Below are 26,593 nucleotides of genomic sequence, written 5' to 3'. Positions count from 1 at the left end.
CATCCCTCGACCCAATTGGGTCAAGTATTGGCTGAACGCGTTCCTCCAGGCCCGCTTTCCGGGACGATGCGGCGAGGACCGTGAGACTCGCGGTCCGACCACCTCCGTCCTGGGAGGACCCATATGAGAAAACGCGCAGCAGTACTGTGCGGTGCCGCCGTGGTCGTGGCCGGATCGTTCACGGCCGTCCCCGCCGGCGCGAGCACCCCGCAGGCCGCGGCGACCGCTCAGGCCGCGAAGCTCAGCTGGAAGAAGTGCGGCACCACCGACTATCCGACGCTCCAGTGCGCCTCCCTCAAGGTGCCGCTCGATCACGCGAACCCGCACGGGAAGCAGATCACGCTCGCACTGTCCCGCGTCCCGCACACCGCGAAGACGTACCAGGGCCCGCTGCTGGTCAACCCCGGCGGCCCCGGCGGCAGCGGTCTGACCCTCGCCGGGTTCGTCGCCTCCTCGCTGCCCAAGGCGGTCGCGGCGCAGTACGACGTCATCGGCTTCGACCCGCGCGGGGTGGGCCGGAGCACGCCCGCGCTGAACTGCAAGCCGGGCCACTTCGACCCGGTGCGGCCGAACTCCCTGCCGAGCACCCCGGCGATCGAGAAGGCCAACATCCAGCGCGCCAAGTCCTTCGCCCGCGCCTGCGGCACGAAGCACGCGAGCGTGCTGCCGTACATCAACACCGTCCAGGCCGTACGGGACATGGACGCCATCCGCGCGGCACTCGGCGCGAAGAGGATCAACTACTTCGGCTACTCCTACGGCACCTACCTCGGCGCGGTCTACGCCAAGCTCTACCCGGAGCGCGTGCGGCGCCTGGTCCTGGACTCGATCGTCGACCCCACGGGTGTCTGGTACGAGGACAACCTCGCCCAGGACTACGCCTTCAACGACCGCCACCGCGCCCTGATGGCCTGGATCGCGAAGTACGACGCCACGTACAAGCTCGGCACCGATCCGGAGAAGATCGAGGCCAAGTGGTACGCGATGCGGGCGGCCCTGGCCAAGAAGCCGGCCGGCGGCAAGGTCGGCGCCTCCGAGCTGGAGGACACCTTCATCCCCGGCGGCTACTACAACGGCTACTGGCCCTACCTCGCCGAGGCGTTCTCGGCGTACGTGAACGACAAGAACGCCGACCCGCTGGTCGAGGCGTACGAGAACTTCGCCGCCGTCGACGCGGCCGGGGACAACGGCTACAGCATCTACACCTCGGTGCAGTGTCGTGACGCCTCCTGGCCCCGCGACTGGGACCAGTGGCGGAAGGACAACTGGGCGGTGTACGAGAAGGCGCCGTTCATGACCTGGAACAACGCCTGGTACAACGCGCCGTGCGCGTTCTGGCCGACGGACTCGCTGAGGCCGGTGAACGTGGCCAACGGCAAGCTGCCGCCGGTGCTGCTCTTCCAGGCGACCGGCGACGCGGCCACCCCGTACCAGGGCGGCGCGACGGTCCACCGGCTGCTCGCCCGCTCCAGCCTCGTCGTCGAGCAGGACGGCGGCAACCACGGGATCACGCTGAGCGGCAACGCCTGCCTGGACAAGTACCTGGCCGAGTACCTCACGGACGGCACGGTTCCGCGCGGACACGGTGAGGCCGACGCGGTGTGCGCCGCGCTGCCCGACCCGAAGCCGCTCACCTCGAAGGCGGCCTCGCCGTCGTCCCGCGGCTCGACGCTCCACGGCATGCTCGGCTTCCGCGGCTGAGCGTGTGACGGTCCGTCGGGGACGGGCGTTGTCGGTGCCATGGTCCACCATGGACGCATGAGTGAGCTGACCAGGATTCCCGCCCCCGACGGGGTCTTCCCCGGTGCCCAGTACACCCACGTGGTGCTGGGCACCGGCCGTTTCGTCGCGATCTCCGGCCAGCTCGCGCTGGACGAGGACGGCCGTCCCGTCGGCGAGGGCGACCCGGCCGCCCAGGCCCGCCGGGTCTTCGAGAACCTCCGCCGCTGTCTGGCCGCCGCCGGGGCGACCTTCGACGACGTCGTCAAACTCACCTACTTCGTCACGGACATGGCCCACCTGCCCGCCGTCCGCGAGGCCCGCGCCGCCCACATACCCGACGACCGCCTCCCGGCCTCCTCGGCCGTCCAGGTGGCCGCGCTGGTCCGGCCCGAGTTCCTGATGGAGATCGAGGCGTTCGCGGTGGTGGGCGAGTGACCGACGTGGTGGTGCGGGACATGAGGATCACCGAGTGCGAGCGGGTCTCCGAGATCCGCGTCCGGGGCTGGCAGAGCGCCTACCGGGGTCTCATGCCCCAGTCGTTCCTCGACGCGCTCAGCGTGCCCGCGGACGCCGCACACCGGCGCGACCGTTTCGCCCGGGGTGACGGCAGCGTGGTGGACCTCGTCGCCGAGCGGGACGGCCATCTCCTCGGCTGGGCCTGCCACGGCCCGTACCGCAGCGATGAACCACCCACCGAGGACGCCGAGTTGTACGCGCTGTACGTGGACCCGAAGCGGTTCGGCGGCGGCGTCGGGCACGCCCTGCTCCAGGAGTCCCTACGGCTGTGCACGGCCGCGCGGCACCGGCGGATGTACCTATGGGTCCTCAAGGGCAACGCCCGCGCCCGCGCCTTCTACGAACGGGCCGGCTTCCGCGCCGACGGCGCCGAGGAGCCCTTCGAGGTGGACGGCGTGCCGGTGCCCGAGGTGCGGTATGTGCGGGAGCTGACCGGCTGACACCTCACCGCTGCCTTCACCGCGGCCCTCCCCGCTGCTTCGGGATGCGGGCCAGTGCCCGCACCGCCGCCTCGGCGAGTGGCGGATGGGCGAGCGCGTCGTTCAGTACGGGTCTGGCGCGGGCGTCGGCCAGGGTGCCCAGTCCTTCCACGCACGCCAGCGCCACCCGCCGGTACGGATCGTGCGGACGCAGCCGGCGTCGCAGCGTGGTGATCAGCGCGGGGACGGACTCGGGGGCGCGCAGCTCGGCCAGGAGCCGGACCGGGTGCAGGGCGTAGGCGACACGGAGTTCGTTGGTGGCGAGGGCGGCGGCCGCGCGGGCGGTGCGCGGGTCGCCGAGCCGGGCCAGGGCGTGGGCGGCGGAGGCACAGCGCGGTGGATCACGGTGGTTCAGGAGCAGGACGAGCGCCTCGAAGGCCCGGCGGTCCCCGGCGACCCCGAGCCGGAACGCGGCCAGTTCCCTGGCCCACAGCGGCTGTCCGGGCTCGATGAGCACACCGGCCAGCTCGTCGAGGTCCTCGGTCGTGGCGAGCCGGTCATACCCGGAGGATGTGCCCGTTCCCGCCTCCCGCCGTAAACGCTCCGTGAGTGATCGCAACTCTTCGTCCATGGCACGCAGCCTAGAGGGGTCGTCGCGCTGGAGGGACGTACATCACAAACAACGAGGGCTGGCGCGCTCGTTACCCACCGGTTAAGCTCGGATGAGCGAGTTACCCACTCGTGGAACTCCTTACGGTGGCCTGGTGACGCAGCCACTGTGAGAGCAGTCGGTTCGGTACCTCAAGTACCGCATGTACGACCCGGCTTGGGACAGGGCCGGTCGGTTTCCGCCGTACTCCGGGCGTGTGCACGCCCGCCACGACGGCACCGGGCGTGTGCGCTCGCAGCCCGGCATCACCCGCATCTCTCACGCGCCCGGTGCGCCCTCGGCGTACCGGGTCGCGTTCCCAGTCGTCACCTCATTCCTGGAGTTCCGCGATGGCCACTCCCCTGTCCGACACCTCCTCCTCCCCGTCCTCCTCGACGGCCTCCCCGATCAAGACGGTCGCCGTCATCGGTCTGGGCACCATGGGCACCGGTATCGCCGAGGTCCTCGCCAAGGCCGGCCGCACGGTCGTCGGCGTCGACATCAGCGAGGCCGCGACCGCCCGGTCCGTCGCCGCCCTGGAGACCGCGACCGCCCGTGCCGTGGAGCGCGGCCGGCTGACCGGGCAGGAGCGGGCCGAGGTGCTCGCCCGGATCAGCACGTCCACCGATCTGCGGACCGCGGCCGAGGCCGACCTGGTCATCGAGGTGGCGCCGGAGTCGTACGAGATCAAGCAGCAGATCTTCCGCGAGCTCGACGGGATCGTGCGCCCCACGACGATCCTGGCGACCGGTACCAACGCCCTGTCCGTCACGCGGCTGGCCGCCGACTCGGCCCACCCGGAGCGCGTGCTCGGACTGCACTTCTTCAACCCGGCCCCGGCGATGCGGCTGGTCGAGGTCGTCTCCTCGGTGCTGACCGCGCCGCAGGCGGTCACCGCGGTCACCGACCTCGCCGTCGAGCTCGGCAAGGAGCCCGTGGCGGTCGGCGACCGGCCCGGGTTCGTCGCCGACGGGCTGCTGTTCGGCTACCTCAACCAGGCGGCCGCGATGTACGAGGCGAAGTACGCCTCCCGCGAGGACATCGACGCCGCGATGCGGCTGGGCTGCGGGCTGCCGATGGGCCCGCTCGCGCTGCTCGACCTGATCGGCGTGGACACCGCGCGCACGGTCCTGGAGGCCATGTACGCCGAGTCCCACGACCGGCTGCACGCTCCCGCCCCCATCCTCAAGCAGCTCAGCGAGGCGGGCCTGACCGGCCGCAAGTCGGGCCGCGGCTTCTACACCTACGAGGCGCCGGGCAGCGCGACGGTCGTGCCGGACGCCCTCACCCCCGTCGCGGACGGCACCGGCGTCGCCGGCCGGCCGGTCGGCTCGGTCGGTGTCGCGGGCTCGGGCACCATGGCCTCCGGCATCGCCGAGGTCTTCGCCAAGGCCGGGTACGAGGTGGTGCTCGCCGCCCGCAGCGAGGAGAAGGCGCAGACGGCCAAGGCCCGGATCGGCAAGTCCCTCGCCCGCTCCGTCGACAAGGGGCGGCTGACCGCGGAGGCCGCCGCCCAGACCCTGGACCGGATCACCCCGGCGGGCTCCTACGACGCGTTCGCCGACGTCGACCTGGCCGTGGAGGCCGTCGCCGAGGACCTGGAGGTCAAGCGGCAACTGTTCGCGGCGCTGGACAAGGTCTGCAAGCCGGGCGCGGTGCTGGCCACCACGACCTCGTCGCTGCCGGTCATCGCCCTCGCCCGGGCCACCTCGCGGCCGCGGGACGTGATCGGGATGCACTTCTTCAACCCGGCCCCCGCGATGAAGCTGGTCGAGGTCGTCCGTACGGTGCTGACCGCCGACGACGTCCACGCGACGGTCCGCGAGGTGTGCGCCAAGGTCAGGAAGCACGCGGTCGACTGCGGTGACCGGGCCGGCTTCATCGTGAACGCGCTGCTGTTCCCCTACCTCAACAACGCGATCAAGATGGTCCAGGAGCACTACGCGTCCCTCGACGACATCGACGCGGCGATGAAGCTGGGCGGCGGCTACCCCATGGGTCCCTTCGAGCTGCTGGACGTCGTCGGGCTCGATGTCTCCCTGGCCATCGAGAAGGTCCTGCACCGCGAGTTCCGCGACCCGGGCCTGGCACCGGCCCCGCTCCTGGAGCACCTGGTGGCCGCGGGCTGCCTCGGCCGCAAGACGGGCCGCGGCTTCCGCGAATATGCCCGGCGCTGAGCGGCCGGGCGACTGGTTCACGGACGGCGGGAGCTGGGGCGGGCTGCTGGATCCGGGCGGGTTCTCGCCACCCGCCCGGGCCGGCGCTCCCCCGGCCGCCCGGCACGGCACTCCCCCGCCCGCCGAGGGCCCGGAGAACCGGGGACATGCGCAGCAAGCTGCGCACATGCAGTACGTTCAGGGCATGTCCCAGCCCGCCAAGTCCTCACGTACACCAGCTACGCCCGACGCCCCGGAAAGCGCCGCGGGCGGTCGCGCGGCCGCGCAGCGGCTCAAGATGCGCCGGGAACTCGCGGCCGCCGCGATGGAGCTGTTCGCGACCAAGGGGTACGAGGCGACCACCGTCGACGAGATCGCCGCCGCGGCCGGGGTGGCCCGGCGCACCTTCTTCCGGCACTTCCGGTCCAAGGAAGAGGCGATCTTCCCCGACCACGACGACACGCTGATCCGTGCCGAGGCGGTCCTCAACGCGGCCCCCGCGCACGAGCACCCGCTGGACACGGTGTGCCGGGGCATCAAGGAAGTCATGCGGATGTACGCGGCCCGGCCGGAGATCTCGGTCGCCCGCTACACGCTCACGCGTGAGGTACCCACCCTGCGCGAGGCGGAGATCGCGTCGGTGGCCCGCTACGAGCGCCTGTTCACCCGCTATCTGCTGGGCCACTTCGACGAGCACGCGCACGACGACGACGCCAACGACGACCCGCTGCTGGCCGAGGTCGCCGCGTCCGCCGTGGTCACCGCCCACAACCACGTCCTCAGGCGCTGGCTGCGGGCCGGCGGGCAGGGCGATGTCGAGGCGCAGCTGGACCACGCGTTCGCGATCGTCCGCAAGGCGTTCGGGACGGGCCGTTCGAACACGTCCAGGCCGGCCGCGGCCACGGCCTCGACCCAGGGCGAGGTCCTGGTGACGGTGGCACGCGTGGACACTCCGCTGGACGAGGTCATGCGGACCATCGAGCGGGCGCTGCACGAGCGTTCCTGATCCACCGATTCTCCAAGCCTCTGGCACTCCGTGCCATCCGGTCGTGGCCGGTCTCCGGCCTGCGTGAGGGCGCAGAACGATCGATCATCGCTCACCTGTTACGTAAAGATTTCACCTGAGCGAACTTTCTGGCACCGAGTGCCTTGCACGGTGACACGCGGTGCCATACGTTGAAAGAGTCCGGGCGGCCGGCGTGCAGCGACCTTTCGTACGCCGGCTGTCCCCGCAAGCTCATGGCCTGCGCGCCCGGACGCCTGCGTCACAGGCAACCTCCCGCGCCACAAAGCGCTGCCGAACAGCACCACCCGCCGAACCGACGGCACTTTCCACCCACCCTCAGCAGCACCGACGTAACCATCGGCGCCCCTCCCTCAGGGCGCTCACCGCCGGAGGCAACACCGTGACCGTGAAGGACATCCTGGACGCGATCCAGTCGCCCGAATCGACTTCGGCCGACTTCGCCGCTCTGCCGCTCCCCGAGTCGTACCGTGCCATCACCGTGCACAAGGACGAGACGGAGATGTTCGCGGGGCTCAGCACCCGCGACAAGGACCCCCGCAAGTCGATCCACCTCGACGACGTGCCGGTGCCGGAACTCGGCCCCGGCGAGGCCCTGGTGGCCGTCATGGCCTCCTCGGTCAACTACAACTCGGTGTGGACCTCGATCTTCGAGCCGCTGTCGACCTTCGGGTTCCTGGAGCGCTACGGCCGCACCAACGACCTGGCCAAGCGCCACGACCTGCCGTACCACATCATCGGCTCCGACCTCGCGGGTGTCGTCCTGCGCACCGGTCCCGGCGTCAACGCCTGGCAGCCCGGTGACGAGGTCGTCGCGCACTGCCTGTCCGTGGAGCTGGAGTCCTCGGACGGCCACAACGACACGATGCTCGACCCCGAGCAGCGCATCTGGGGCTTCGAGACCAACTTCGGCGGGCTCGCCGAGATCGCGCTCGTCAAGTCCAACCAGCTGATGCCGAAGCCCGATCACCTCTCGTGGGAGGAGGCGGCCGCGCCCGGGCTGGTCAACTCCACCGCCTACCGGCAGCTGGTCTCCCGCAACGGCGCCGGCATGAAGCAGGGCGACAACGTCCTGATCTGGGGCGCGAGCGGCGGACTCGGGTCGTACGCCACGCAGTTCGCGCTGGCCGGTGGCGCCAACCCGATCTGTGTCGTCAGCAGTCCCCAGAAGGCGGAGATCTGCCGGGCGATGGGCGCCGAGGCGATCATCGACCGCACCGCCGAGGACTACAAGTTCTGGAAGGACGAACACCACCAGGACCCGCGCGAGTGGAAGCGCTTCGGCAAGCGCATCCGCGAACTCACCGGCGGCGAGGACGTCGACATCGTCTTCGAGCACCCGGGTCGCGAGACCTTCGGCGCCTCGGTCTATGTCACCCGCAAGGGCGGCACCATCGTCACCTGCGCCTCGACCTCGGGCTACAACCACGAGTACGACAACCGCTACCTGTGGATGTCCCTGAAGCGGATCATCGGCTCGCACTTCGCCAACTACCGCGAGGCCTGGGAGGCCAACCGGCTCATCGCGAAGGGCAAGATCCACCCGACGCTGTCCAAGGTGTACTCCATGGAGGAGACCGGGCAGGCCGCCTACGACGTGCACCGCAACCTCCACCAGGGCAAGGTCGGCGTGCTGTGCCTGGCACCCGAGGAGGGCCTCGGTGTGCGCGACGCGGAGAAGCGCGCCCAGCACATCGACGCCATCAACCGCTTCCGCAACATCTGAGGGGCGTCCATGACTGAGCGTCAGAAGGACCGGCCGTGGCTCATGCGGACCTACGCCGGTCACTCCACGGCCGAGGCGTCCAACGAGCTGTACCGGCGCAACCTCGCCAAGGGCCAGACCGGCCTGTCGGTGGCGTTCGACCTGCCGACGCAGACCGGCTACGACTCCGACCACGTCCTCGCCCGCGGCGAGGTCGGCCGGGTCGGCGTGCCGATCGCGCACCTCGGTGACATGCGCCGGCTGTTCCAGGACATCCCCCTGGAGCAGATGAACACCTCGATGACCATCAACGCCACCGCCATGTGGCTGCTGGCGCTCTACCAGGTCGTCGCCGAGGAGCAGGGCGCCGACATCACCCAGCTCCAGGGCACGACCCAGAACGACATCGTCAAGGAGTACCTGTCCCGGGGGACGCACGTCTTCCCGCCGGGGCCCTCGCTCCGGCTGACGACGGACATGATCGCGTACACGGTCTCCCACCTCCCGAAGTGGAACCCGATCAACATCTGCAGCTACCACCTCCAGGAGGCGGGAGCCACACCGGTCCAGGAGATCGCGTACGCGATGTCCACCGCGATCGCCGTCCTCGACGCCGTGCGCGACTCCGGCCAGGTGCCGCAGGAGCGCATGGGCGATGTCGTGGCGCGCCTGTCGTTCTTCGTGAACGCGGGTGTCCGCTTCGTCGAGGAGATGTGCAAGATGCGGGCGTTCGGCCGCATCTGGGACAGCATCACGCGTGAGCGGTACGGCATCGAGAACCCCAAGCAGCGCCGCTTCCGCTACGGCGTCCAGGTCAACTCCCTGGGCCTGACGGAGGCGCAGCCGGAGAACAACGTCCAGCGGATCGTGCTGGAGATGCTGGCCGTGACCCTCTCCAAGGACGCACGCGCGCGTGCCGTGCAGCTGCCCGCCTGGAACGAGGCGCTGGGCCTGCCCCGCCCCTGGGACCAGCAGTGGTCGCTGCGCATCCAGCAGGTGCTGGCGTACGAGAGTGATCTGCTGGAGTACGAGGACATCTTCGAGGGCTCGAAGGTGATCGAGGCGAAGGTGGCGGGCCTGGTCGAGGAGTCGCTCGCCGAGATCGACCGCATCCAGGAGATGGGCGGCGCGATGGCGGCCGTCGAGTCCGGCTACCTCAAGTCGCAGCTGGTCGCCTCGCACGCCGTGCGCCGGGGCCGGATCGAGTCCGGCCAGGAGAAGATCGTCGGTGTCAACATCTTCGAGGGCACCGAGCCGAACCCGCTGACCGCCGACCTGGACACCGCGATCCAGACGGTGGACCCGGCGGTCGAGGCCCGTGTCATCGCCTCGCTCCAGCAGTGGCGGGACAGCCGCTACCAGCCTCCCTTCAACCACCCGCGGCCGTGCAAGGCGCTGGAGAAGCTGAAGGAGGCCGCCCGCGGCACCGGCAACCTCATGGAGGCCACCCTGGAGTGCGCCCGCGCCGGGGCGACGACCGGCGAGTGGGCCGGCGCCCTGCGCGAGGTGTTCGGCGAGTTCCGCGCGCCGACCGGTGTGTCGTCGGCGCCGGTCGCGGTCCCGGCGGAGGAGGGCTCGGCCATGGCCGACGTCCGCCGCAGGGTCGACCTGACGGCGAAGGACCTGGGCGTCGGCAAGCTGCGCTTCCTGGTCGGCAAGCCGGGCCTGGACGGGCACTCCAACGGCGCCGAGCAGATCGCCGTACGCGCGCGTGACGCCGGGTTCGAGGTGGTCTACCAGGGGATCCGGCTCACCCCGGAGCAGATCGTGGACGCGGCCCTCGCCGAGGACGTGCATGCGGTCGGCCTGTCGATCCTGTCCGGTTCGCACGCCCAGCTGGTGCCGGACGTGCTGGAACGGCTCCGTGTGGCCGGTGCCACAGATATACCCGTGATCGCCGGTGGCATCATCCCGAATGGAGATGCCGAGCAGCTCAGGGCCGCCGGAGTGGCCGCGGTGTTCACCCCGAAGGACTTCGACATCACCGGGATCATCGGCCGCATCGTCGACGAGATCCGGAAAGCGAACAAGCTCGACCCCCTGGAGGTCCCCGCATGACCGTCAACCGTCTGCGTCCCCGTCGCTCGTGTCTCGCGGTCCCGGGAAGCAACCCCCGCTTCCTGGAGAAGGCGCAGGGCCTCCCGGCGGACCAGGTCTTCCTCGACCTGGAGGACGCGTGTGCGCCGCTCGCCAAGCCCGAGGCGCGGCACACCATCGTCAAGTTCCTCAACGAGGGCGACTGGACGGGCAAGACGAGGGTCGTACGCGTCAACGACTGGACGACCGAGTGGACGTACCGCGATGTCGTCACGGTCGTCGAGGGCGCCGGCCAGAACCTCGACTGCATCATGCTGCCGAAGGTGCAGACGGCCGAGCAGATCGTCGCCCTCGACCTCCTGCTGACCCAGATCGAGAAGACGATGGGCTTCGAGGTCGGCAAGATCGGCATCGAGGCGCAGATCGAGAACGCGCAGGGACTGAACAACGTCAACGAGATCGCGACGGCGTCCCAGCGCGTGGAGACGATCATCTTCGGCCCCGCCGACTTCATGGCGTCGATCAACATGAAGTCGCTGGTCGTGGGCGAGCAGCCGCCCGGCTACCCGGCGGACGCCTACCACTACATCCTGATGAAGATCCTGATGGCCGCCCGCGCCAACGACCTCCAGGCGATCGACGGCCCCTACCTCCAGATCCGCAACCTCGACGGCTACCGCGAGGTCGCTCAGCGCGCCGCCGCGCTCGGCTTCGACGGCAAGTGGGTGCTGCACCCGGGCCAGGTAGAGGCGTCCAACGAGATCTTCTCGCCGTCCCAGGAGGACTACGACCACGCCGAGCTGATCCTGGACGCGTACGACTACTACACGTCCGAGGCGGGCGGCAAAAAGGGCTCGGCGATGCTCGGCGACGAGATGATCGACGAGGCCAGCCGCAAGATGGCGCTCGTCATCTCCGGCAAGGGACGCGCGGCCGGCATGCGGCGCACCACCAAGTTCGAGATCCCGGAGGCGTGACGGCCATGCAGTTCGGACGCACCTACGAGGAGTTCGAGGTCGGGGCCGTCTACAAGCACTGGCCCGGCAAGACGGTCACGGAGTACGACGACCACCTCTTCTGCCTCCTTACCATGAACCACCACCCGCTCCACATGGACAGCAACTACGCGGAGAAGACGACGGACTTCGGCAAGAACGTCGTCGTCGGGAACTACATCTACTCGCTCCTGCTGGGCATGAGCGTGCCGGACGTCTCCGGCAAGGCGATCGCCAACCTGGAGATCGAGTCGCTCAAGCACGTGGCGCCGACCTTCCACGGCGACACGATCTACGGCGAGACGACCGTGCTCGACAAGTGGCCCTCGAAGTCGAAGAACGACCGCGGGATCGTCCACGTCGAGACCAAGGGCTACAAGCAGGACGGCACGCTGGTCTGCGTGTTCCGCCGCAAGGTGATGGTGCCGACCGAGACGTACATCAAGGAGCGCGGCGGCGAGCAGCCCGGCCGGCCCCAGCTGAGGGAGCAGGAGAAGTAGCCATGGCGCGACTCGCCCAGACCGCCGGTCTGACCGACATCCAGCAGGAGATCCTCTCCACCGTCCGGGACTTCGTGGACAAGGAGATCATCCCGGTCGCGACCGGCCTGGAGCACCGCGACGAGTACCCGCAGCAGATCGTGGACGGGCTCAAGGAGTTGGGCCTGTTCGGCCTGATGATCCCCGAGGAGTACGGCGGTCTGGGCGAGTCGCTCCTGACGTACGCGCTGTGCGTGGAGGAGATCGCCCGCGGCTGGATGTCGGTGTCCGGCATCATCAACACCCACTTCATCGTGGCGTACATGCTCAAGCAGCACGGCACGCAGGAGCAGAAGGACCACTTCCTGCCGAGGATGGCGGCCGGCGAGGTGCGCGGCGCGTTCTCGATGTCGGAGCCGGGCCTCGGTTCGGACGTGTCTGCCATCAGTTCCAAGGCGGTCAGGGACGGCGACGAGTACGTCCTCAACGGCCAGAAGATGTGGCTGACGAACGGCGGAACGTCAACTCTGGTCGCCGTACTCGTCCGAAGTGACGAAGGACACTCCCCCGAAGAGGCGGCGGCCAAGCCTCACAAGTCGATGACGACCTTCCTGATCGAGAAGGAGCCCGGCTTCGGGGAGGTCCGCCCCGGCCTCACCATCCCCGGGAAGATCGACAAGATGGGCTACAAGGGTGTCGACACCACTGAGCTGATCATGGATGACCTGCGGATTCCGGCCAACCGTGTGCTGGGCGGCACCACGGGCCGGGGGTTCTACCAGATGATGGACGGCGTGGAGGTCGGCCGCGTCAACGTGGCTGCGCGTGGCTGTGGCGTCGCTCAGCGCGCCTTCGAACTCGGCGTCCAGTACGCCCAGCAGCGGCACACCTTCGGCAAGCCGATCGCCCAGCACCAGGCCATCCAGTTCAAGCTGGCCGAGATGGCTACCAAGGTCGAGGCCGCCCATGCGATGATGGTGAACGCGGCTCGCAAAAAGGACTCCGGGGAACGAAACGACCTTGAAGCAGGGATGGCGAAGTACCTCGCCTCCGAATACTGCAAGGAGGTCGTGGAGGACGCTTTCCGGATCCACGGCGGCTACGGCTTCTCCAAGGAGTACGAGATCGAGCGCCTCTACCGGGAGGCACCGATGCTGCTGATCGGTGAAGGTACCGCCGAGATCCAGAAAATGATCATCGGTCGCAGGCTGCTCGAAGAGTATCGACTCCAGGGCTAGATGTCTGGAATGGGGTGTTTTCCTCGAGAAGAAGATCACACCCCGTCAACGCTCTTCAGCCGCCGACTCGGCTTCCTGGCTTGCCCAGTTGTGGCCCGCGACCGGTACCATCCCGGGAAAGCCGCCGTCCCCCTCACGCAGCGCGGCATCATCCGCTACGAAGGTCATCCATGCCCCACAGCCAAACCTCTGCACCTCGCGACAGCCTGGCAGGCGTACGCCTCGCGCGCGGAGCATCGCCGTGGCTCCTCCCGACGGTCGCCACCGCAGCCCTCAGCCTGGTACGCGCGCGCAAGTCCGGCGCCGCCAAGGCCGTCGCCGTGCCCGCCACCGCGCTCGCGGCGGGCATGCTGTGGTTCTTCCGCGACCCCGAGCGCGAGATCGCCCCGGGCCGGGTCATCTCGCCCGCCGACGGAGTGGTGCAGAGCATCATGCCGTGGAAGGACGGCCGCACCCGCGTCGCGATCTTCATGAGCCCGCTCAATGTCCACGTCAACCGCGCGCCTCTCTCCGGCACGGTCACGTCCGTCGAGCACATCCCCGGCGGGTTCGTTCCGGCGTTCAACAAGGAGAGCGAGAACAACGAGCGCGTAGTCTGGCACTTCGACACCGAACTCGGCGACATCGAGATGATCCAGATCGCCGGTGCAGTGGCCCGCCGCATCGTGCCCTACATCCCGCAGGGCACGAAGGTGGAGCAGGGCGACCGCATCGGGCTGATCCGTTTCGGCTCGCGCGTCGACATCTACCTGCCCGAGGGCGTGGAGGTCGCGGTCGAGGTCGGCCAGAAGACCGTGGCTGGGGTGACTCGCATTGACCGTGATTGATCCTGAGACCCAAGCGGGCTGGGTGCCCGAGGCCGAGGAGGCCGACGACGAGGAGGAGATGCCCCTTTCTCTCCGCCTCTCAATAGCGGACACCCTCACCCTCGGCAACGCCACGTGCGGCTTCATGGCGGTGTACTTCACCACCACCGGCATCCTGATCCCGCACCTCACGGACAGCCAGGAGTCCGGCATGGCCCGCAACAGCGCGGCCACCGCCGTCATCCTGATGCTCTGTGCGGCGGTCTTCGACCTGTTCGACGGCCTGGTGGCGCGCAAGCTGCGCTCCTCGCCGATGGGCGCGGAGCTGGACAACCTCTCCGACCTGGTCAGCTTCGGCCTGGCACCGGCGTACTTCGTCCTCGTCTACGGCATGGTCGCCGCCGACGCCTCCCAGCGGGTGGCGGCGGTGGGGGCGATCGTGGTGCTCCTGGCGGTGGTACTCAGACTCGCGCGGTTCTCCTGTGTGACGGTGAAGGACGGCACCTTCCAGGGCATGCCGTCACCGTTCGGGGCACTGACCGTGGTCTCGATCGTGCTCCTTGAGCTGCCCTTCGAGGCGACGCTGATGGCCATCCTGGGGACGGCGTGGCTGATGGTGAGCCGGGTGGAGTACCCGAAGCCGCGCGGCATTCTCGCGGTGGCGATGCTCGGCTGGATCGTGTCGGCCATGGGCCTGCTGGCGGCCTGGGCGTTCGACGCACCGGGCGGACAGTTGCTTCTTCAGACGGGCTGTGCCCTCCAGCTGGTCATGGGCGCGGTGATCCCGCTGTTCGCCACGGCCCGCCGGGTGCACAACTTCCGTGACAACCGGCGTGAGGCACGGGCGGCCCAGCTGCCGTAGCCGTCGCACTGTCGTAAGGGCCCGAACCGCTCCGGTTCGGGCCCTCTTGTTGTGGCGCCCGGACCGCCACAATGGCGGGCGTGGGGCTGGAGAGATCGGGGCGGCCTGGTTCCCGGCGGTGCCGGGGCTGGTGGAGCGGCTGGAGCGCGGGGCTGGGGTGGCCGACGTGGGGTGCGGCCACGGGGTGGCCGATCTGCTGATCGGGCGGCGCCGGCCGGCGTCCACGGTCACCGGCTTCGACGCGCACGAGGCGTCGATCGCCAAGGCCATCGAGGCGGGCAGCCCGGACAACGTCTCGTTCCGGGTGGCCGACGCCGCCGGGATCGGGACCGGCCCGTACGACGTGGTCGTCTTCTTCGACTCCCTGCACGACCTCGGCGACCCGCCCGCGGCCCTGCGCCGGGCCCACGAGGTGCTGGCCGACGGTGGGCTGCTGATCGCCGTGGAGCCCTGGTCGACGGACCGGCTGGAGGACGGCATCGGCAATCCGACGGTCCGGATCGAGTACGCCTCCTCGACCGCGCTGTGCACGCCGGGTTCGCCGGCCCAGCCGGGACGGTACGGCCTCGGCAACCAGGGCGGGCCCGCCCGCCGGATCCGACTGCTCGCCGAGGCGGGCTTCCGGGAGGCGGGTCTCGCCGCCGACACGGGGTTCAACCTGGTGCTCGCCGCGGTGAAGTGACGTACGGCAGCGGGTGGACGGGGGTGTCCCGTCCACCCGCCTTCTCATGCCCCCGGCGTGTACGCCTGCGCCACCTCGGAGGCTCCGGCGTCCCGGACGACCTTCATGCCGCCCGTCACGCTCTTGTCCGGCTGGAGGATCACGCTCTGCCGGGACGACGGGGCCGCCGGGTCGGTGAAGTCCTGGGCGATGCCGAAGCCGACGTCGAAGGAGTCGATCGACAGCAGGGCCTTGTCGACGCCCGCCCTGGTGAGGTCCTTGCTCGCGCAGGCCTTCTTCAGGGCCTCGCCGAAGGCCGACGCGGCGGTCCAGCCGGCGACGACGCCGTTGTCGAGGGAGTCCTTCGGGTAGGCCGCCCGGTAGTCGGCGACGAGCTTCTTCGCCTCCGGGGTGTCCGCGCCGATGGGCAGCGAGGGCGAGGAGACGTAGTAGTTCTTCGCCAGGGCCGGGCCCGCCTGGGTGGCGAGGAGCTGGGGCGCGAAGGCGGAGTTGTTGCCGATGATCGGCACGTCGAAACCGCCCGCCGCGGCGACACCGACGAGCGAGGCCGCCTGGCGCGGGCCCGCGCTGATGACGATCGCCTTGACGCCGGCCTGCTTCAGGGCCGCGACCTGGGCGGTCATGTCGTTGTCGGTCGGTTTGATCTTCTGCTCCACGACGGTCAGGCCGGCCTCCCCCGCGATGTGCCGGGAGCCGGCCAGGGCGCTCTCGCCGTAGTCGCCCTCGAAGTACACGTGACCGATCCTGTCCCCCTTCTTGATCCCCTTCTCCTTCATCAGGAAGTCGACGGCGTTCATCGTCTCGATGTCGTACGTGGAGCCGATGACCCGGATGTACGGGCTGCCGAGGAGCGCCGCCGACCACGCCTGCGGCAGCACCAGGACCTTGTCCTGGCCGTCGACGCGCTGCTTGACCGCGGCGACGAACGGCGAGCCGATGAACTGTGCGAAGCCCAGCACCTCGGGCTCCAGCTCGGTGTAGCCGGAGACGGCCTTCTGCGGGTCGTAGCCGTGGTCGCGGACGGACAGCCGGACCTTGTAGCCGCAGACGCCACCGGCGGCGTTCAGCTGCTTCACGTACAGCTGCTGGGCCTGGGTGACGCTCTTGCCGAGGGTCGCGTAGACGCCGGTCATGTCGGTGAGCGCGCCGAGCGTGATCGTCTTGCCGGAGACGCCCTCGCCGGTCTTCACGCCGCCCGCGGCCGCCTTGCCGTCGTCCCCGCTGTCGGAGTCCTTGGCCTTCGAGCTGCATCCGGCCAGCACGAGCAGTGCCGCGAGGGCACCCGCGGCGGCCCTGGCACCGTACGTCCTGATCATCGTTCCTCCCCTGGATGGGTTGTGACGCGACGCCGGGCGGCCACCCTGACCAGGCCGCCGGGCAGGAACAGCACCACCAGCACGACGGCGGCGCCGTAGAGGTACCGGGATGCCTCGCCCGGTGCGATCCCGCCCGTGCCGGGGGCGGAGACCAGGGGCAGCGCATCGCTGTAGCGGGTCAGCAGCTGCGGCAGCAGGGAGACGAACACGGCCCCGGCCACCGCGCCGGAGACCGAGCCGAGCCCGCCGATGACGATCATGGCCAGGTACTCCAGGGACAGGGTGATGCCGAAGTAGTCCGGCACCGTCCGCTGGAACACCAGGGCCAGGAGGACGCCCGCGAGGCCCGCGTACATCGACGACAGCACGAAGACGGCCGCGCGGTGGCGGGCGACCGGTACGCCGAGCACGCCCGCGGCGATGCGGTGGTCGCGGATGGCGTTCATGGCCCGGCCCGGACGGCCGCGCAGCACTCCGCGGGCGAACAGCGCGCCGGCGAGGAGCAGGACGAGACCGGCGTACCAGAGTTTCTCCGCCGACCCGAACGGCACGGCGGCGACGAGGAGTTCACGGTCGTCGAAGGTGAGGCCGAAGAGGCTCAGCGGCGGTACGTCACGGCCGTTGGCGCCGCCGGTCAGGTCGTGCGCGTTGAACATCACGTGCTGGCCGATGAAGACCAGCGCGAGGGTGGCGATGCCCAGGTAGGCGCCGCTGAGCCGGCCCGAGATGGGGCTGAACAGGCCGCCGGCGACGCCCGCGACCAGGACGGCGAGCACGGCCGCCAGCCAGGTCGGCAGGCCGAGGCCGGTGAGGCCGTCGCCGCCGTCCGCAGCGAAGACGCAGTAGCCGTAGGCGCCGACGGCCAGGAAGAAGGCGTGCCCCATGGAGAGCTGGCCGGTGGCACCGGTGAGGAGGTTGATGCCGATCGCACCGATCGCGGCGGCCATCGCGAACAGGCCCGCCTGGAGCCAGAAACGGTCCAGGTAGAAGGGCAGCGCGAGGAGGAGGACGGTACCGGCGGCCCAGACGTACAGGCGGGTGGGTACGGCTCGCAGGGGTCGCACCAGGGCTTCAGACACGGGCCGGCTCCTTCGTGCCGAACAGCCCGGCGGGCCGGACGAGCAGGATCGCGACCATGACCAGGTAGGGCGCCAGGTCGCCGAGACCGCGCCCGAGGAACGTCAGTTCGCTCTGGTAGCCGGTGGCCAGGGATTCCGTGACACCGACCAGCAGTCCGCCCACGAGCGCGCCGGTCGTGGAGTCGAGGCCGCCGAGGATGGCCGCCGGGAACGCCTTCAGGGCGGCCAGTGATGTCGCCCGTTCCAGCCCCGGCGTGGGGAAGACGGTGAGGAACAGGGCCGCCACGGCGGCGAGCCCGCCCGCCACCGCCCACGCGCCCAGCGAGACCCGCCCCAGCCGTACGCCCATCAGCGCGGCCGTCTCCGCGCTCTCCGCCGCCGCGCGCATCGCCACGCCCCACGAGGTGTACCGGAAGGCCAGCAGGAACGCGGTGATGAGCAGCGCCGCCGCCACGAACGCGGCGATCCGGGTGTGCGCGAGGGAGATCGGCCCGAGTGTGAGGACGGCGTCCCCCCAGGGGTCGCCGAGCGTGAGGACGTCCGTGCCGATACGGCGGGTCAGTTCGGTGGTGAGCAGGATGTCGACGCCGATGGTGACGATGGCCAGGACGCTGTGGTCGGTGCCCCGGTAACGCCGCATCACCAGGAACTCCACGGCCGCTCCCACGAGCGCGGCGCCCGCGATGCCGACGAGCAGCGCGGGCCAGAAGCCGAGGTCGTCGTGGAGGGTCGCGGTGACATAGCCGCCCGCGAGCAGCAGCGAGGCGTGGGCGAAGTTGACGACCTCGGTGGCCCGGAAGATCACCACGAAGCCGAGCGCGATGAGGGCGTACACCGACCCCAGCGAGACGCCGTTGAGCAGGATCTCGGCGAAGGTGCTCATGACCCGGCCCCCAGGTACGCCCGTACGACGGCCGGATCGTTCTGTACGTCGGCGGGGGCGCCGTCGGCGATCCGGCGCCCGAAGTCCAGTACGGTCACCGCGTCCGCGAGCCGCATCACCACCCCCATGTCGTGTTCGACCAGCACGATCGAGATGCCGAGGCCGTCCCGGACGCCCGCGATGACGGCGGCGGTCCGGCGCCGTTCGTCGGCGGTCATGCCGGCGACCGGCTCGTCGAGGAGCAGCAGGCGCGGCTCCATGCACAGCGCGCGGGCGAGTTCGGCGAGCTTCTGCTGCCCGTACGGCAGGGAGCCGGCCGGGCGGTGCAGGCAGTCGGCGATGCCGACGAACTCGGCGATCTCGCGGACGCGTGCGCGGTGCAGCCGTTCCTCGCGGGCCGCCGAGGGCAGCCGCAGTCCGGCGGCGAGGAAGCCGGTCCGGGTCAGCCGGTGGCGTCCGAGGAGCAGGCTGTCCTCGACCGTGGCGAGGGGCGGCAGGGCGAGGTTCTGGAAGATGCGGGCCACGCCGAGGTCGGCGATGCGGTGCGCCGGCATGCCGGTCAGCTCGTGGTCGCCGAAGCGGACACTGCCCTCGGTGGCCCGGTAGACCCCGGACAGCACGTTGAAGCAGGTGGACTTGCCGGCGCCGTTGGGTCCGATGAGGGCGTGCACGGTGCCGGGGCGGACGGTGAAGCTGACGTCGTCGAGGGCGGTGAGGCCGGCGAATCTGACGGTGAGGTTGCGTATGTCCAGGGCGTCCACGGGCCTCACCCCTTCCACCGGGTGAGCGTCCGCCGGGTGGCGGCGGTCTGTTCGGCGTCCGCCGCCGCGTCCTCGTCGACCACACCCAGGTAGCGGCGGCGCACCTCGTCGGAGGCGGCCAGTTCGGCGGCCGGGCCCGACAGGGTCACTTCGCCCACTTCCAGGACGTACGCGCGCGTGGCGAGCCGTAGGGCGAGGGCGGCGTTCTGTTCGACGAGGAGGACGGAGGTGCCCTGGGTGTTGATCTCGCGGACGGTGTCGGCGATCCGCTCGGCCATGAGCGGGGCCAGGCCGAGCGAGGGTTCGTCCAGGAGCAGGACCTTCGGGGCGGCCATCAGGGCGCGGGCGACGGCGAGCATCTGCTGTTCGCCGCCGGAGAGCAGGCCGGCGCGCTGCCCGGCGCGTTCGGCGAGCACGGGGAAGAGCTCGTGGACACGGCCCAGGGCGGCGGCGCGGCCCGAGCGGTCCCCTCCGAGGGCGCCCGCGCGCAGGTTGTCGGCGACCGTCATCCGGGCGAACACCCGCCGGCCCTCCGGTACCTGGGACACTCCGGCGGCCACCACCCGGTCCGGCGGGAGCCGGTCGAGCCGTCGGCCGCCCAGGGTCACTCCGCCCTCGGTGACCGCGCCGCCGTGGAAGGACAGCGTCCGGCTGATCGCCCGCAGCAGCGTGGACTTGCCGGCGCCGTTGCCGCCGAGCACCGTCACCACGGCTCGCTCGGGCACCTCCAGAGACACGCGGCGCAGTGCCCGCACGGGTCCGTATCCGACCGACAGGTCGCGTACGACCAGTCCGGATCCGCCCATGGACTTCCCCCCTGTCGTCACTCGGTGTGGCGCTCACCCCAGCACCGGCGGGGGCGTCCGTCCACGGCCCGAGGCCGAAACGCTGCGGGTGCCCAGCGGGCCGGGCCGGGGGTTGTGCGCGCGCACAACGTCGCGTGTCAGGGGCCTGTGCGCGGGCGCCCACCGGTGGCATCCTCCGGCCATGGGAGCGCGACGGCCGCGGACCGGTCATGACTGGAAGCTGCTCGCCGAGTCCTGCGGGGCTCTGCTGGAACGAGTGCCGGAGCTGGTGGACGAGCATCTGCGGCAACTCACCGAGTACTCCCCCGTCTACGGGCAGGTGCTGCCGTACGACCAGCAGTGGCGGGAGGCCGAGGAGGCGATGCGGGTCGGCATCGAGACGATCTCCGCGCCCCGGGACTCGCCGCGCCGCGATCTGGAGTACGCCGAGGACGCGGGCCGGCGGCGGGCCCGGCAGGGGCTGCCGCTGGACCTGCTGGTGCACGCCTACCGCAACGCCGGCTATCTGGTCTGGGACGCGCTGGTGGAGGGGGCGTCGGGGCGGGAGCCGGAGCGGCTGGGGGCGCTGATGCGCTCGACGACGATGGTGTGGTCGGCGGTGGACGCGCAGGCGCAGGCCGCGTCGGAGGCGTACCGGGCCACGGAGGCGGAGCTGCGGCGGCGGACGGACGAGCAGTTGCAGGCGCTGCTCGACGCGCTGCTGGAGGGGCAGGAGACGCCGGGGCTGGCCGCTCGGGCGGCCGCGGGCCTGGATCTGCCGGAGCACGGGCCGTACGTCGTGGTGGTGCTGCGGGCCGAGCGGCGGGAGGCGTGCGAGCGGCCGGTGGGGGGTGCGGGGTTCCGGTTCATCTGGCGGATGCGGGCGGACTGCGAGGTGGGGGTCGTGGCGCTCACCCCCGGTCAGGGCCTGGACGGGGTGGCCCGGGCGCTCGACGGGCGGTGCGCGGGGCCCGGCGGTATCAGTCCTGTGGTGCCGGGCCTGGCCGAGCTGGGGCGGGCCCGGCGGCTGGCCGAACTGGCGCTGCGCACCTGCCCGCCGGACGCCACCGCCGTCGTCCGCCTCGACCAGCGGATGCCGACCGCCCTCGTGGTCAGCCAGCCCGAACTCGCCGACCGGCTGGTCTCGGACGTGTTCGGGGAACTCCTCACCCTGGAGCCGGGCGACCGTGCCGTCCTGCTGGAGACCCTCGACGTCTGGCTGACCTGCGAGGGCTCGGCGGGCCGCGCCGCCGGACGCCTCTACTGCCACCGCAACACGGTCTTCAACCGTCTCCGGCGGCTGGAACAACTGACGGCACGCTCCCTGGCCCGACCGCGGGATCTGATCGAGATGACGTTGGCCTTGGACGCGTATCGGTTGTCGGGGGTGCGGAGGTGAGGGGGCGGGTGACTGCTGGCGGCGGCGCCCCGGCGGGGCGGGGTGACTGGGGGGCTCTGCCCGACCGGGGGCGGTACCGGAGCTGAGGATGGCTGACCGGGGACGGGGCCGGGACGCCTGGGGGCGATGGACGCGGGGAGTGCAGGGCACCCGAAGGGGCCGGGCCCTGGGAGCCCAGACGGCCTGGGGCGTCCGGAGGCGACAAGGGCCGGAGATCCAGGGCACCCGAAGGCGACGACGGCCGGGGCCCGGGACCACCCGAAAGAGCCCGGGCCGGGAACGCCCAGGAACCCCAAAGGCTCGGGACGCCCGAAAGCAACAAAGGCCACAGGCCCAGGGCACCCGAAGGCGACGGCCGGGGCCCGGGACCACCCGAAAGAGCCCGGGCCGGGAACGCCCAGGAACCCCAAAGGCTCGGGACGCCCGAAAGCAACAAAGGCCACAGGCCCAGGACACCCGAAGACAACGACGACCGGGGCCCGGGACCACCCGAAAGAGCCCGGGCCGGGAACGCCCAGGAACCCCAAAGGCTCGGGACGCCCGAAAGCAACAAAGGCCACAGGCCCAGGGCACCCGAAGACGACGGCGGCCGGGGCTCGGGACCGTCCGAAGGATCCGCGAGCCAGGAAGCGCCCGGGGACGCCAGAGGCTCGGGACGTCCGGAGGCTACGGCCGCGGAGCCGCCCGGCGCCGGCGTCCGAGGCCCGGGGCGCCCGGCGCTGGTCCCACCGGAGGCCCGCCCGGTCGGCGTCAGGTCAGGAAGTCGCGGGCGATCTGTTCGGCGACGCGTTCCAGGATGGGGCCCGCGTCGGCGATGCACTTCGCCACGTCGGGCTCGGCGTCGGTGAGGGGGTAGACGCGGCGGATGCCGGCGCGGCCGAGGGCCTCCGGGGGGAGGGCGAGGCGGCCGCAGACGGCGACGACCTCCTTGCCGGCGGCGCGGGCCGCCGCGGCGACGCCCGCCGGGGCCTTGCCGTGCAGGGTCTGCTCGTCCAGGGAGCCCTCGCCGGTGATCACCAGCGTGGTCTTCTCCAGCGCGGCCGCGAAGCCCAGGACGTCGAGCATGACCTCGATACCGGGCCGGAACCGGGCGCCGACGAGCAGGGCGCCGTAGCCGATGCCGCCGGCGGCCCCCGCGCCCGGGGCGGCGGCGTGTTCCGCGGCCTTCGCGCCGATCGTCTTCTCCAGCACCTCGGCGTAGTGGGCCAGGGCGGAGTCCAGCGTCTCCACGTCGTCCGGGGAGGCGCCCTTCTGCGGGCCGTAGACCGCCGGGGCGCCCTTCGGTCCGGTCAGCGGGTTGTCGACGTCACTGGCGAGGACGAACGCGACGGACGCCAGCCGCGGGTCGAGGCCGGACAGGTCGGCCGAGGCCAGGTCGGCGAGGCCCCCGCCGCCCGGGGCCACCGGCTCGCCCTCCGCGTCCAGGAACCGCGCGCCCAGCGCGGACAGCATGCCGGCGCCGCCGTCGGTGGTGGCACTGCCGCCGACGCCGAACACGAGGGTCCGCGCGCCCGCGTCCAGGGCGGCGCGCAGCAGTTCGCCGGAGCCGTACGTGGAGGCCGCAAGGGGTGCGAAGACGCCGGCGGGCAGCCGCTGGAGGCCGCTCGCCTCCGCCATCTCCACGACCGCGGTGTCGCCGCGCAGCGCGAACGCGGCCGTCACCTCGTGGCCGAGGGGCCCTGCGACCCGCACCTCGTGGCGCTCGAAGCCCGCGGCCACCGCCGCGGCCACCGTCCCGTCGCCGCCGTCGGCCACCGGCAGCGCCTCGACCTCCAGGCCCGGTACGACCCGGCGCAGCCCCGCCGTCACCCGCTCGGCGACCTCCACGGCCGTCAGCGAGCCCTTGAACTTGTCCGCGGCGATGAGCACCCGCTGTGTCACCAGTTGTCCCCTTGCTCTCCGGGCCCCACGAACATGGGGCCAGTCGCGCCGCTGCGACCTTAACCGCAGGACACCCCCGCCGTCATGCCCCGCCCGGACCGTGGGACGGCCCCGCAAGCCCCCGGTGCGCGGCGGCCCGAACCCCGGGCGGACGGCTCCGGAATCGGGTAGACCGGAAGCATGACCCCTGTGGGCACCGAGCCAGAGCTCGCCGACCGCGTCCTCGGGGGCTGGCTGGGCCGGATCGCGGGCAACATGCTCGGCAAGCCGGTCGAGCAGGGCGACCTGTGGACGCGGGACCGGATCGACCGCTATCTGCGGCGGGCCGCCGCCCTGCCGCTGACCGACTACCTGCCCGAGCCCGTCGGCGAGAGCGACGGCGTCGAGCTGCGCCCCGAGTGGCGCCAGTGCGTGCGCGGCCGCATCCACGGCAGCTGCCGCGACGACGACGTCGACTACGCCATCCTCGGCCTCGACCTCCTGGAGACCCACGGCTTCGGCTTCAGCACCGAGCAGGTCGGCGACCTGTGGCTGCTGAGGCTGCCGTACCTCCAGACCTTCACCGCCGAGCGGGCCGCGTACCGCAACCTGGCCAACGGGCTGAAACCGCCCCTGACCGCCACCTACGACAACCCGTACCAGGAGTGGATCGGCGCCCTGATCCGTGCCGACATCTACGGCTGGACCTGCCCCGGCGCCCCGCGCCGCGCCGCCTCGCTCGCCCGCCGGGACGCGGTGCTGTCGCACACCGGCAACGGCGTCTACGGCGCGATGTGGGCGGCGGCACTGGTCTCGGCCGCGTTCACGGCCGGCACGGTCCGGCAGGCCATGGACCAGGCCCTGGCCGTCGTCCCCGGGAGCAGCCGCCTCGCGCGGACCGTGCGGCGGGTCGTGTCCCTCCACGACGCCCGGATGACCTGGGAGGACACGCTGACCACGGTGGCTCAGGAGACCGCCGGGCTCGGCTGGATCCACGCCGTCCCCAACGCCGCCGTGCTCACCGCCGGGCTCCTGTACGGCGACGGCGACTTCACCCGCACCATCACGCTCACCATCCGCGGCGGCCTGGACACCGACTCCAACGGCGCCACCGCGGGCTCGGTGGCCGGCGTGCTCACCGGCGCGGACGCCATCCCGGCGCAGTGGAAGGACCCGCTGGAGGACACCGTGCACAGCGCGGTGTTCGGCTTCGACGGGGTGCGGATCAGCGAACTGGCGGAGCGGACGGTGCGGTTGGTGGGGACGGAGGGGTAGGGACGCGCCGGCGCACTCGATGGAGGACCGGCGCACATGGTGGAGAACCGGCGCACACGGTCGAGGGCCGGGCGCTGGATACCCTTCCAGGATGACCACCACCCAGGACTTCGCCACGTACATCGCCGGTCTCCCCCGCGTCCTCGCCGGCGCCGCCGCCCTCTTCCGCGACGCGTCGGGCCGGGTGCTGCTCGTCGAGCCCAACTACCGTGAGGGCTGGGCGCTCCCGGGCGGCACGATCGAGTCCGACGACGGCGAGACCCCACGTCAGGGCGCCCGCCGTGAGACCGCGGAGGAGATCGGCCTCGACCGTGAACTCGGCCGCCTCCTCGCGGTGGACTGGGTGCACGGAGCCGGCCGCCCGCCGGTGGTGGCCTACCTCTACGACGGTGGCGTCCTGCCCGAGGACGCCCTCAAGGCGATCCGCCTCCAGGAGGAGGAGCTGCTCTCCTGGCGCCTGGTCCCCCGCGAGGAGCTCCCCGAGTACCTGCCGGGCTCGCTGGGCCGCCGCGTCCTCGCCGCCCTGGACGTCCTGACCGAGGGCTCGGGCACGGCGGAGCTGGAGAACGGCCACCGGGTGGCCTGAGGCAGGGCCGGCGCTGACAGGCGACGCCCGACTCCGACAGGCGGTCGCCGCTCCCCCGTATCCCGATATGCGGTCGCCCCGCCCCGTCCGGGCGACCTACCCTCGCCCCATGACCAAGCCCCTCGTCGCCCTCCTCAGCGGGGCCGGTATCTCCACCGACTCCGGGATCCCCGACTACCGCGGTCCGAACGGGCTGTGGCGGAAGGATCCCGAGGCCGAGAAGCTCGTGACGTACGAGTACTACATGGGCGATCCGGAGATCAGGCGGCGCTCGTGGCAGATGCGGCGGAAGAACCGGACGCTGAAGGCCGAGCCGAACGCGGCGCACCTCGCCGTGGCGGAGCTGGAGCGGGCCGGGGTGCCGGTGCGGGTGATCACGCAGAACGTGGACGGGCTGCACCAGCTGGCCGGTATGCCCGCCCGCAAGGTGCTCGAACTGCACGGCACCGCACGGCAGTTCGTGTGCACCAGGTGTCACGTCCGCGGGCCGATGGCGGACGCACTGGCCCGGGTCGAGGCCGGGGAGGAGGATCCGGCGTGTCTGGAGTGCGGCGGGATCCTCAAGTCGGCGACGGTGATGTTCGGTGAGCGCCTCGACCCGGTGGTGCTGGGCGACGCGCTCGCGATCAGCAAGGCGTGCCAGGTGTTCGTCGCCGTCGGCAGCAGCCTCCAGGTCCAGCCCGCCGCCGGGCTCGCGGGCGTCGCCGCCGACCACGGAGCCCGGCTGATCATCGTCAACGCCGAGCCGACGCCGTACGACGAACGGGCCGACGAAGTGATCCGGGAACCGATCGGCACGGCCCTGCCCGAGCTGCTGCGGCGGCTCGGGGAGACGGGCATCCAGTAGAGCGGGCGCCTAGAACAGCGCCGTCCCCCGTTCGAAGTCCAGCAGGCGGCGCTTGCGGTCCAGGCCGCCGCCGTACCCCGTGAGGCTGCCGTCGGCGCCGACGACGCGGTGGCAGGGGACGATGATGCCGACCGGGTTCTTGCCGTTGGCGAGGCCGACGGCTCGGGAGGCGGCGGGATTGCCGAGGGAGCCGGCGAGTTGGCCGTAGGAGTGGGTCTCGCCGTAGGGGATGCTGCGCAGCCGGTCCCAGACGGTGCGCTGGAACGGGGTGCCGTGCAGGCGGAGTTCGAGGGTGAAGTCCTTCAACTCGCCCGCGAAGTAGGCCTTCAGCTGGTCGGTCGCCTCCGCGAAGGCCGGGAGGTCGTCGCGGGGGCCGAAGGTCTCATCGGCCGGGCGGTGCCGCTGCTCGGTCATGTAGAGGCCGCACAGGACACCGTCGTCGGCGACGAGGGTGAGGGGGCCGTACGGGCTGTCGATCACGGTGTGGTGCTTCATGGCATGCATCGCGTACG

At 71.3% G+C, this 26,593-nt stretch carries 25 protein-coding genes; 17 read left to right on the top strand and 8 right to left on the bottom strand.

What is annotated here, in order from left to right:
• Positions 1 to 123: 123 nt before the first annotated feature.
• Genes SLINC_RS36450 through SLINC_RS36440 form a run of 3 tightly spaced genes read left to right on the top strand, consistent with a single transcriptional unit; the run spans position 124 to position 2,678 of the window.
• Positions 124 to 1,701: an alpha/beta hydrolase gene (locus SLINC_RS36450; RefSeq protein WP_067442545.1), complete on the top strand. Its 1,578-nt coding sequence runs from the start codon at positions 124 to 126 to the stop codon at positions 1,699 to 1,701.
• 57 nt (positions 1,702 to 1,758) lie between these two features.
• Entirely contained in the window at positions 1,759 to 2,157 is a 399-nt protein-coding gene (locus SLINC_RS36445) for a RidA family protein (protein WP_067442543.1), read from the top strand.
• Positions 2,158 to 2,177: 20 nt separating this feature from the next.
• Complete coding sequence (locus SLINC_RS36440) at positions 2,178 to 2,678, top strand: GNAT family N-acetyltransferase (protein WP_079165215.1); 501 nt, start codon at positions 2,178 to 2,180, stop codon at positions 2,676 to 2,678.
• A gap of 16 nt (positions 2,679 to 2,694) precedes the next feature.
• On the opposite strand, the gene SLINC_RS36435 is transcribed toward SLINC_RS36440, so the two are convergent.
• Positions 2,695 to 3,288 carry an adenylosuccinate lyase gene (locus tag SLINC_RS36435; protein WP_067442538.1) on the bottom strand — a complete coding sequence of 198 codons (594 nt, stop codon included), beginning with the start codon at positions 3,286 to 3,288 and terminating at the stop codon, positions 2,695 to 2,697.
• A gap of 368 nt (positions 3,289 to 3,656) precedes the next feature.
• On the opposite strand from SLINC_RS36435, the gene SLINC_RS36430 reads away from it, so the two are divergent.
• The 10 genes from SLINC_RS36430 to SLINC_RS36385 all read left to right on the top strand — a co-directional run bounded on the left by SLINC_RS36430 (position 3,657) and on the right by SLINC_RS36385 (position 15,290).
• Positions 3,657 to 5,483 (top strand): 3-hydroxyacyl-CoA dehydrogenase family protein, encoded by a 1,827-nt coding sequence (locus SLINC_RS36430; RefSeq protein ID WP_067442536.1) that lies wholly within the window; start codon positions 3,657 to 3,659, stop codon positions 5,481 to 5,483.
• A gap of 184 nt (positions 5,484 to 5,667) precedes the next feature.
• Positions 5,668 to 6,468 (top strand): TetR family transcriptional regulator, encoded by an 801-nt coding sequence (locus SLINC_RS36425; RefSeq protein WP_067446085.1) that lies wholly within the window; start codon positions 5,668 to 5,670, stop codon positions 6,466 to 6,468.
• A gap of 406 nt (positions 6,469 to 6,874) precedes the next feature.
• Complete coding sequence (gene ccrA / locus SLINC_RS36420; protein ID WP_182449322.1) at positions 6,875 to 8,212, top strand: crotonyl-CoA carboxylase/reductase; 1,338 nt, start codon at positions 6,875 to 6,877, stop codon at positions 8,210 to 8,212.
• Positions 8,213 to 8,221: 9 nt separating this feature from the next.
• Entirely contained in the window at positions 8,222 to 10,249 is a 2,028-nt protein-coding gene (locus SLINC_RS36415) for a protein meaA (protein WP_067442532.1), read from the top strand.
• Complete coding sequence (locus tag SLINC_RS36410) at positions 10,246 to 11,205, top strand: HpcH/HpaI aldolase/citrate lyase family protein (protein ID WP_067442530.1); 960 nt, start codon at positions 10,246 to 10,248, stop codon at positions 11,203 to 11,205. The genes SLINC_RS36415 and SLINC_RS36410 overlap by 4 nt, the downstream gene beginning before the upstream one ends.
• Before the next feature lie 5 nt (positions 11,206 to 11,210).
• Entirely contained in the window at positions 11,211 to 11,723 is a 513-nt protein-coding gene (locus SLINC_RS36405; RefSeq protein ID WP_067442528.1) for a MaoC family dehydratase, read from the top strand.
• A gap of 2 nt (positions 11,724 to 11,725) precedes the next feature.
• The gene (locus SLINC_RS36400; protein ID WP_067442526.1) at positions 11,726 to 12,940 is read left to right on the top strand and encodes an acyl-CoA dehydrogenase family protein; all 1,215 of its coding nucleotides are present in this window, start codon (positions 11,726 to 11,728) and stop codon (positions 12,938 to 12,940) included.
• Positions 12,941 to 13,110: 170 nt separating this feature from the next.
• Positions 13,111 to 13,767: a phosphatidylserine decarboxylase gene (locus SLINC_RS36395; RefSeq protein WP_037706416.1), complete on the top strand. Its 657-nt coding sequence runs from the start codon at positions 13,111 to 13,113 to the stop codon at positions 13,765 to 13,767.
• Between the two features lie 22 nt (positions 13,768 to 13,789).
• Entirely contained in the window at positions 13,790 to 14,608 is an 819-nt protein-coding gene (pssA, locus tag SLINC_RS36390) for a CDP-diacylglycerol--serine O-phosphatidyltransferase (protein ID WP_067442524.1), read from the top strand.
• Between the two features lie 118 nt (positions 14,609 to 14,726).
• Entirely contained in the window at positions 14,727 to 15,290 is a 564-nt protein-coding gene (locus SLINC_RS36385) for a class I SAM-dependent methyltransferase (RefSeq protein WP_159425388.1), read from the top strand.
• Positions 15,291 to 15,334: 44 nt separating this feature from the next.
• Here the strand turns inward: SLINC_RS36385 and SLINC_RS36380 are convergent, their stop codons facing one another.
• From SLINC_RS36380 to SLINC_RS36360, 5 genes are read right to left on the bottom strand one after another with little or no spacing between them, the layout of a single operon-like run.
• A complete protein-coding gene (locus SLINC_RS36380; RefSeq protein WP_067442521.1) occupies positions 15,335 to 16,606 on the bottom strand; it encodes an ABC transporter substrate-binding protein in 1,272 nt (423 codons plus the stop codon).
• The gene (locus tag SLINC_RS36375; RefSeq protein ID WP_067442519.1) at positions 16,603 to 17,685 is read right to left on the bottom strand and encodes a branched-chain amino acid ABC transporter permease; all 1,083 of its coding nucleotides are present in this window, start codon (positions 17,683 to 17,685) and stop codon (positions 16,603 to 16,605) included. Before SLINC_RS36375 ends, SLINC_RS36380 begins: the two co-directional genes overlap by 4 nt.
• Positions 17,678 to 18,568 carry a branched-chain amino acid ABC transporter permease gene (locus SLINC_RS36370; RefSeq protein ID WP_067442516.1) on the bottom strand — a complete coding sequence of 297 codons (891 nt, stop codon included), beginning with the start codon at positions 18,566 to 18,568 and terminating at the stop codon, positions 17,678 to 17,680. The genes SLINC_RS36375 and SLINC_RS36370 overlap by 8 nt, the downstream gene beginning before the upstream one ends.
• Complete coding sequence (locus tag SLINC_RS36365) at positions 18,565 to 19,329, bottom strand: ABC transporter ATP-binding protein (protein ID WP_107406731.1); 765 nt, start codon at positions 19,327 to 19,329, stop codon at positions 18,565 to 18,567. The genes SLINC_RS36370 and SLINC_RS36365 overlap by 4 nt, the downstream gene beginning before the upstream one ends.
• Before the next feature lie 5 nt (positions 19,330 to 19,334).
• Entirely contained in the window at positions 19,335 to 20,135 is an 801-nt protein-coding gene (locus tag SLINC_RS36360; protein WP_067442512.1) for an ABC transporter ATP-binding protein, read from the bottom strand.
• 181 nt (positions 20,136 to 20,316) lie between these two features.
• Here SLINC_RS36360 and SLINC_RS36355 point away from each other — a divergent pair, with 181 nt between their 5' ends.
• Positions 20,317 to 21,513, top strand: coding sequence for a PucR family transcriptional regulator (locus SLINC_RS36355; RefSeq protein ID WP_067442510.1), 1,197 nt, complete (start codon positions 20,317 to 20,319; stop codon positions 21,511 to 21,513).
• Positions 21,514 to 22,263: 750 nt separating this feature from the next.
• Here SLINC_RS36355 and SLINC_RS36350 read toward each other — a convergent pair.
• Positions 22,264 to 23,382 (bottom strand): glycerate kinase, encoded by a 1,119-nt coding sequence (locus SLINC_RS36350; RefSeq protein WP_067442508.1) that lies wholly within the window; start codon positions 23,380 to 23,382, stop codon positions 22,264 to 22,266.
• Positions 23,383 to 23,574: 192 nt separating this feature from the next.
• Between SLINC_RS36350 and SLINC_RS36345 the strand changes: the two genes are divergently transcribed.
• The 3 genes from SLINC_RS36345 to SLINC_RS36335 all read left to right on the top strand — a co-directional run bounded on the left by SLINC_RS36345 (position 23,575) and on the right by SLINC_RS36335 (position 26,081).
• Complete coding sequence (locus SLINC_RS36345) at positions 23,575 to 24,648, top strand: ADP-ribosylglycohydrolase family protein (protein WP_067442506.1); 1,074 nt, start codon at positions 23,575 to 23,577, stop codon at positions 24,646 to 24,648.
• A 91-nt stretch (positions 24,649 to 24,739) separates the two neighbouring features.
• The gene (locus SLINC_RS36340) at positions 24,740 to 25,234 is read left to right on the top strand and encodes an NUDIX domain-containing protein (protein WP_067442504.1); all 495 of its coding nucleotides are present in this window, start codon (positions 24,740 to 24,742) and stop codon (positions 25,232 to 25,234) included.
• Between the two features lie 109 nt (positions 25,235 to 25,343).
• On the top strand, positions 25,344 to 26,081 hold the full coding sequence (locus SLINC_RS36335) for an SIR2 family NAD-dependent protein deacylase (protein ID WP_067442503.1): 738 nt from the start codon (positions 25,344 to 25,346) through the stop codon (positions 26,079 to 26,081).
• Positions 26,082 to 26,090: 9 nt separating this feature from the next.
• On the opposite strand, the gene SLINC_RS36330 is transcribed toward SLINC_RS36335, so the two are convergent.
• Complete coding sequence (locus tag SLINC_RS36330) at positions 26,091 to 26,576, bottom strand: methylated-DNA--[protein]-cysteine S-methyltransferase (RefSeq protein WP_067446083.1); 486 nt, start codon at positions 26,574 to 26,576, stop codon at positions 26,091 to 26,093.
• Positions 26,577 to 26,593 lie beyond the last annotated feature (17 nt).

The sequence above is a fragment of the Streptomyces lincolnensis genome (genome assembly GCF_001685355.1).
GTDB lineage: Bacteria > Actinomycetota > Actinomycetes > Streptomycetales > Streptomycetaceae > Streptomyces > Streptomyces lincolnensis.
Note: the sequence above shows the minus strand (reverse complement) of the source record. Positions and strands in the feature narration are given on the sequence as shown.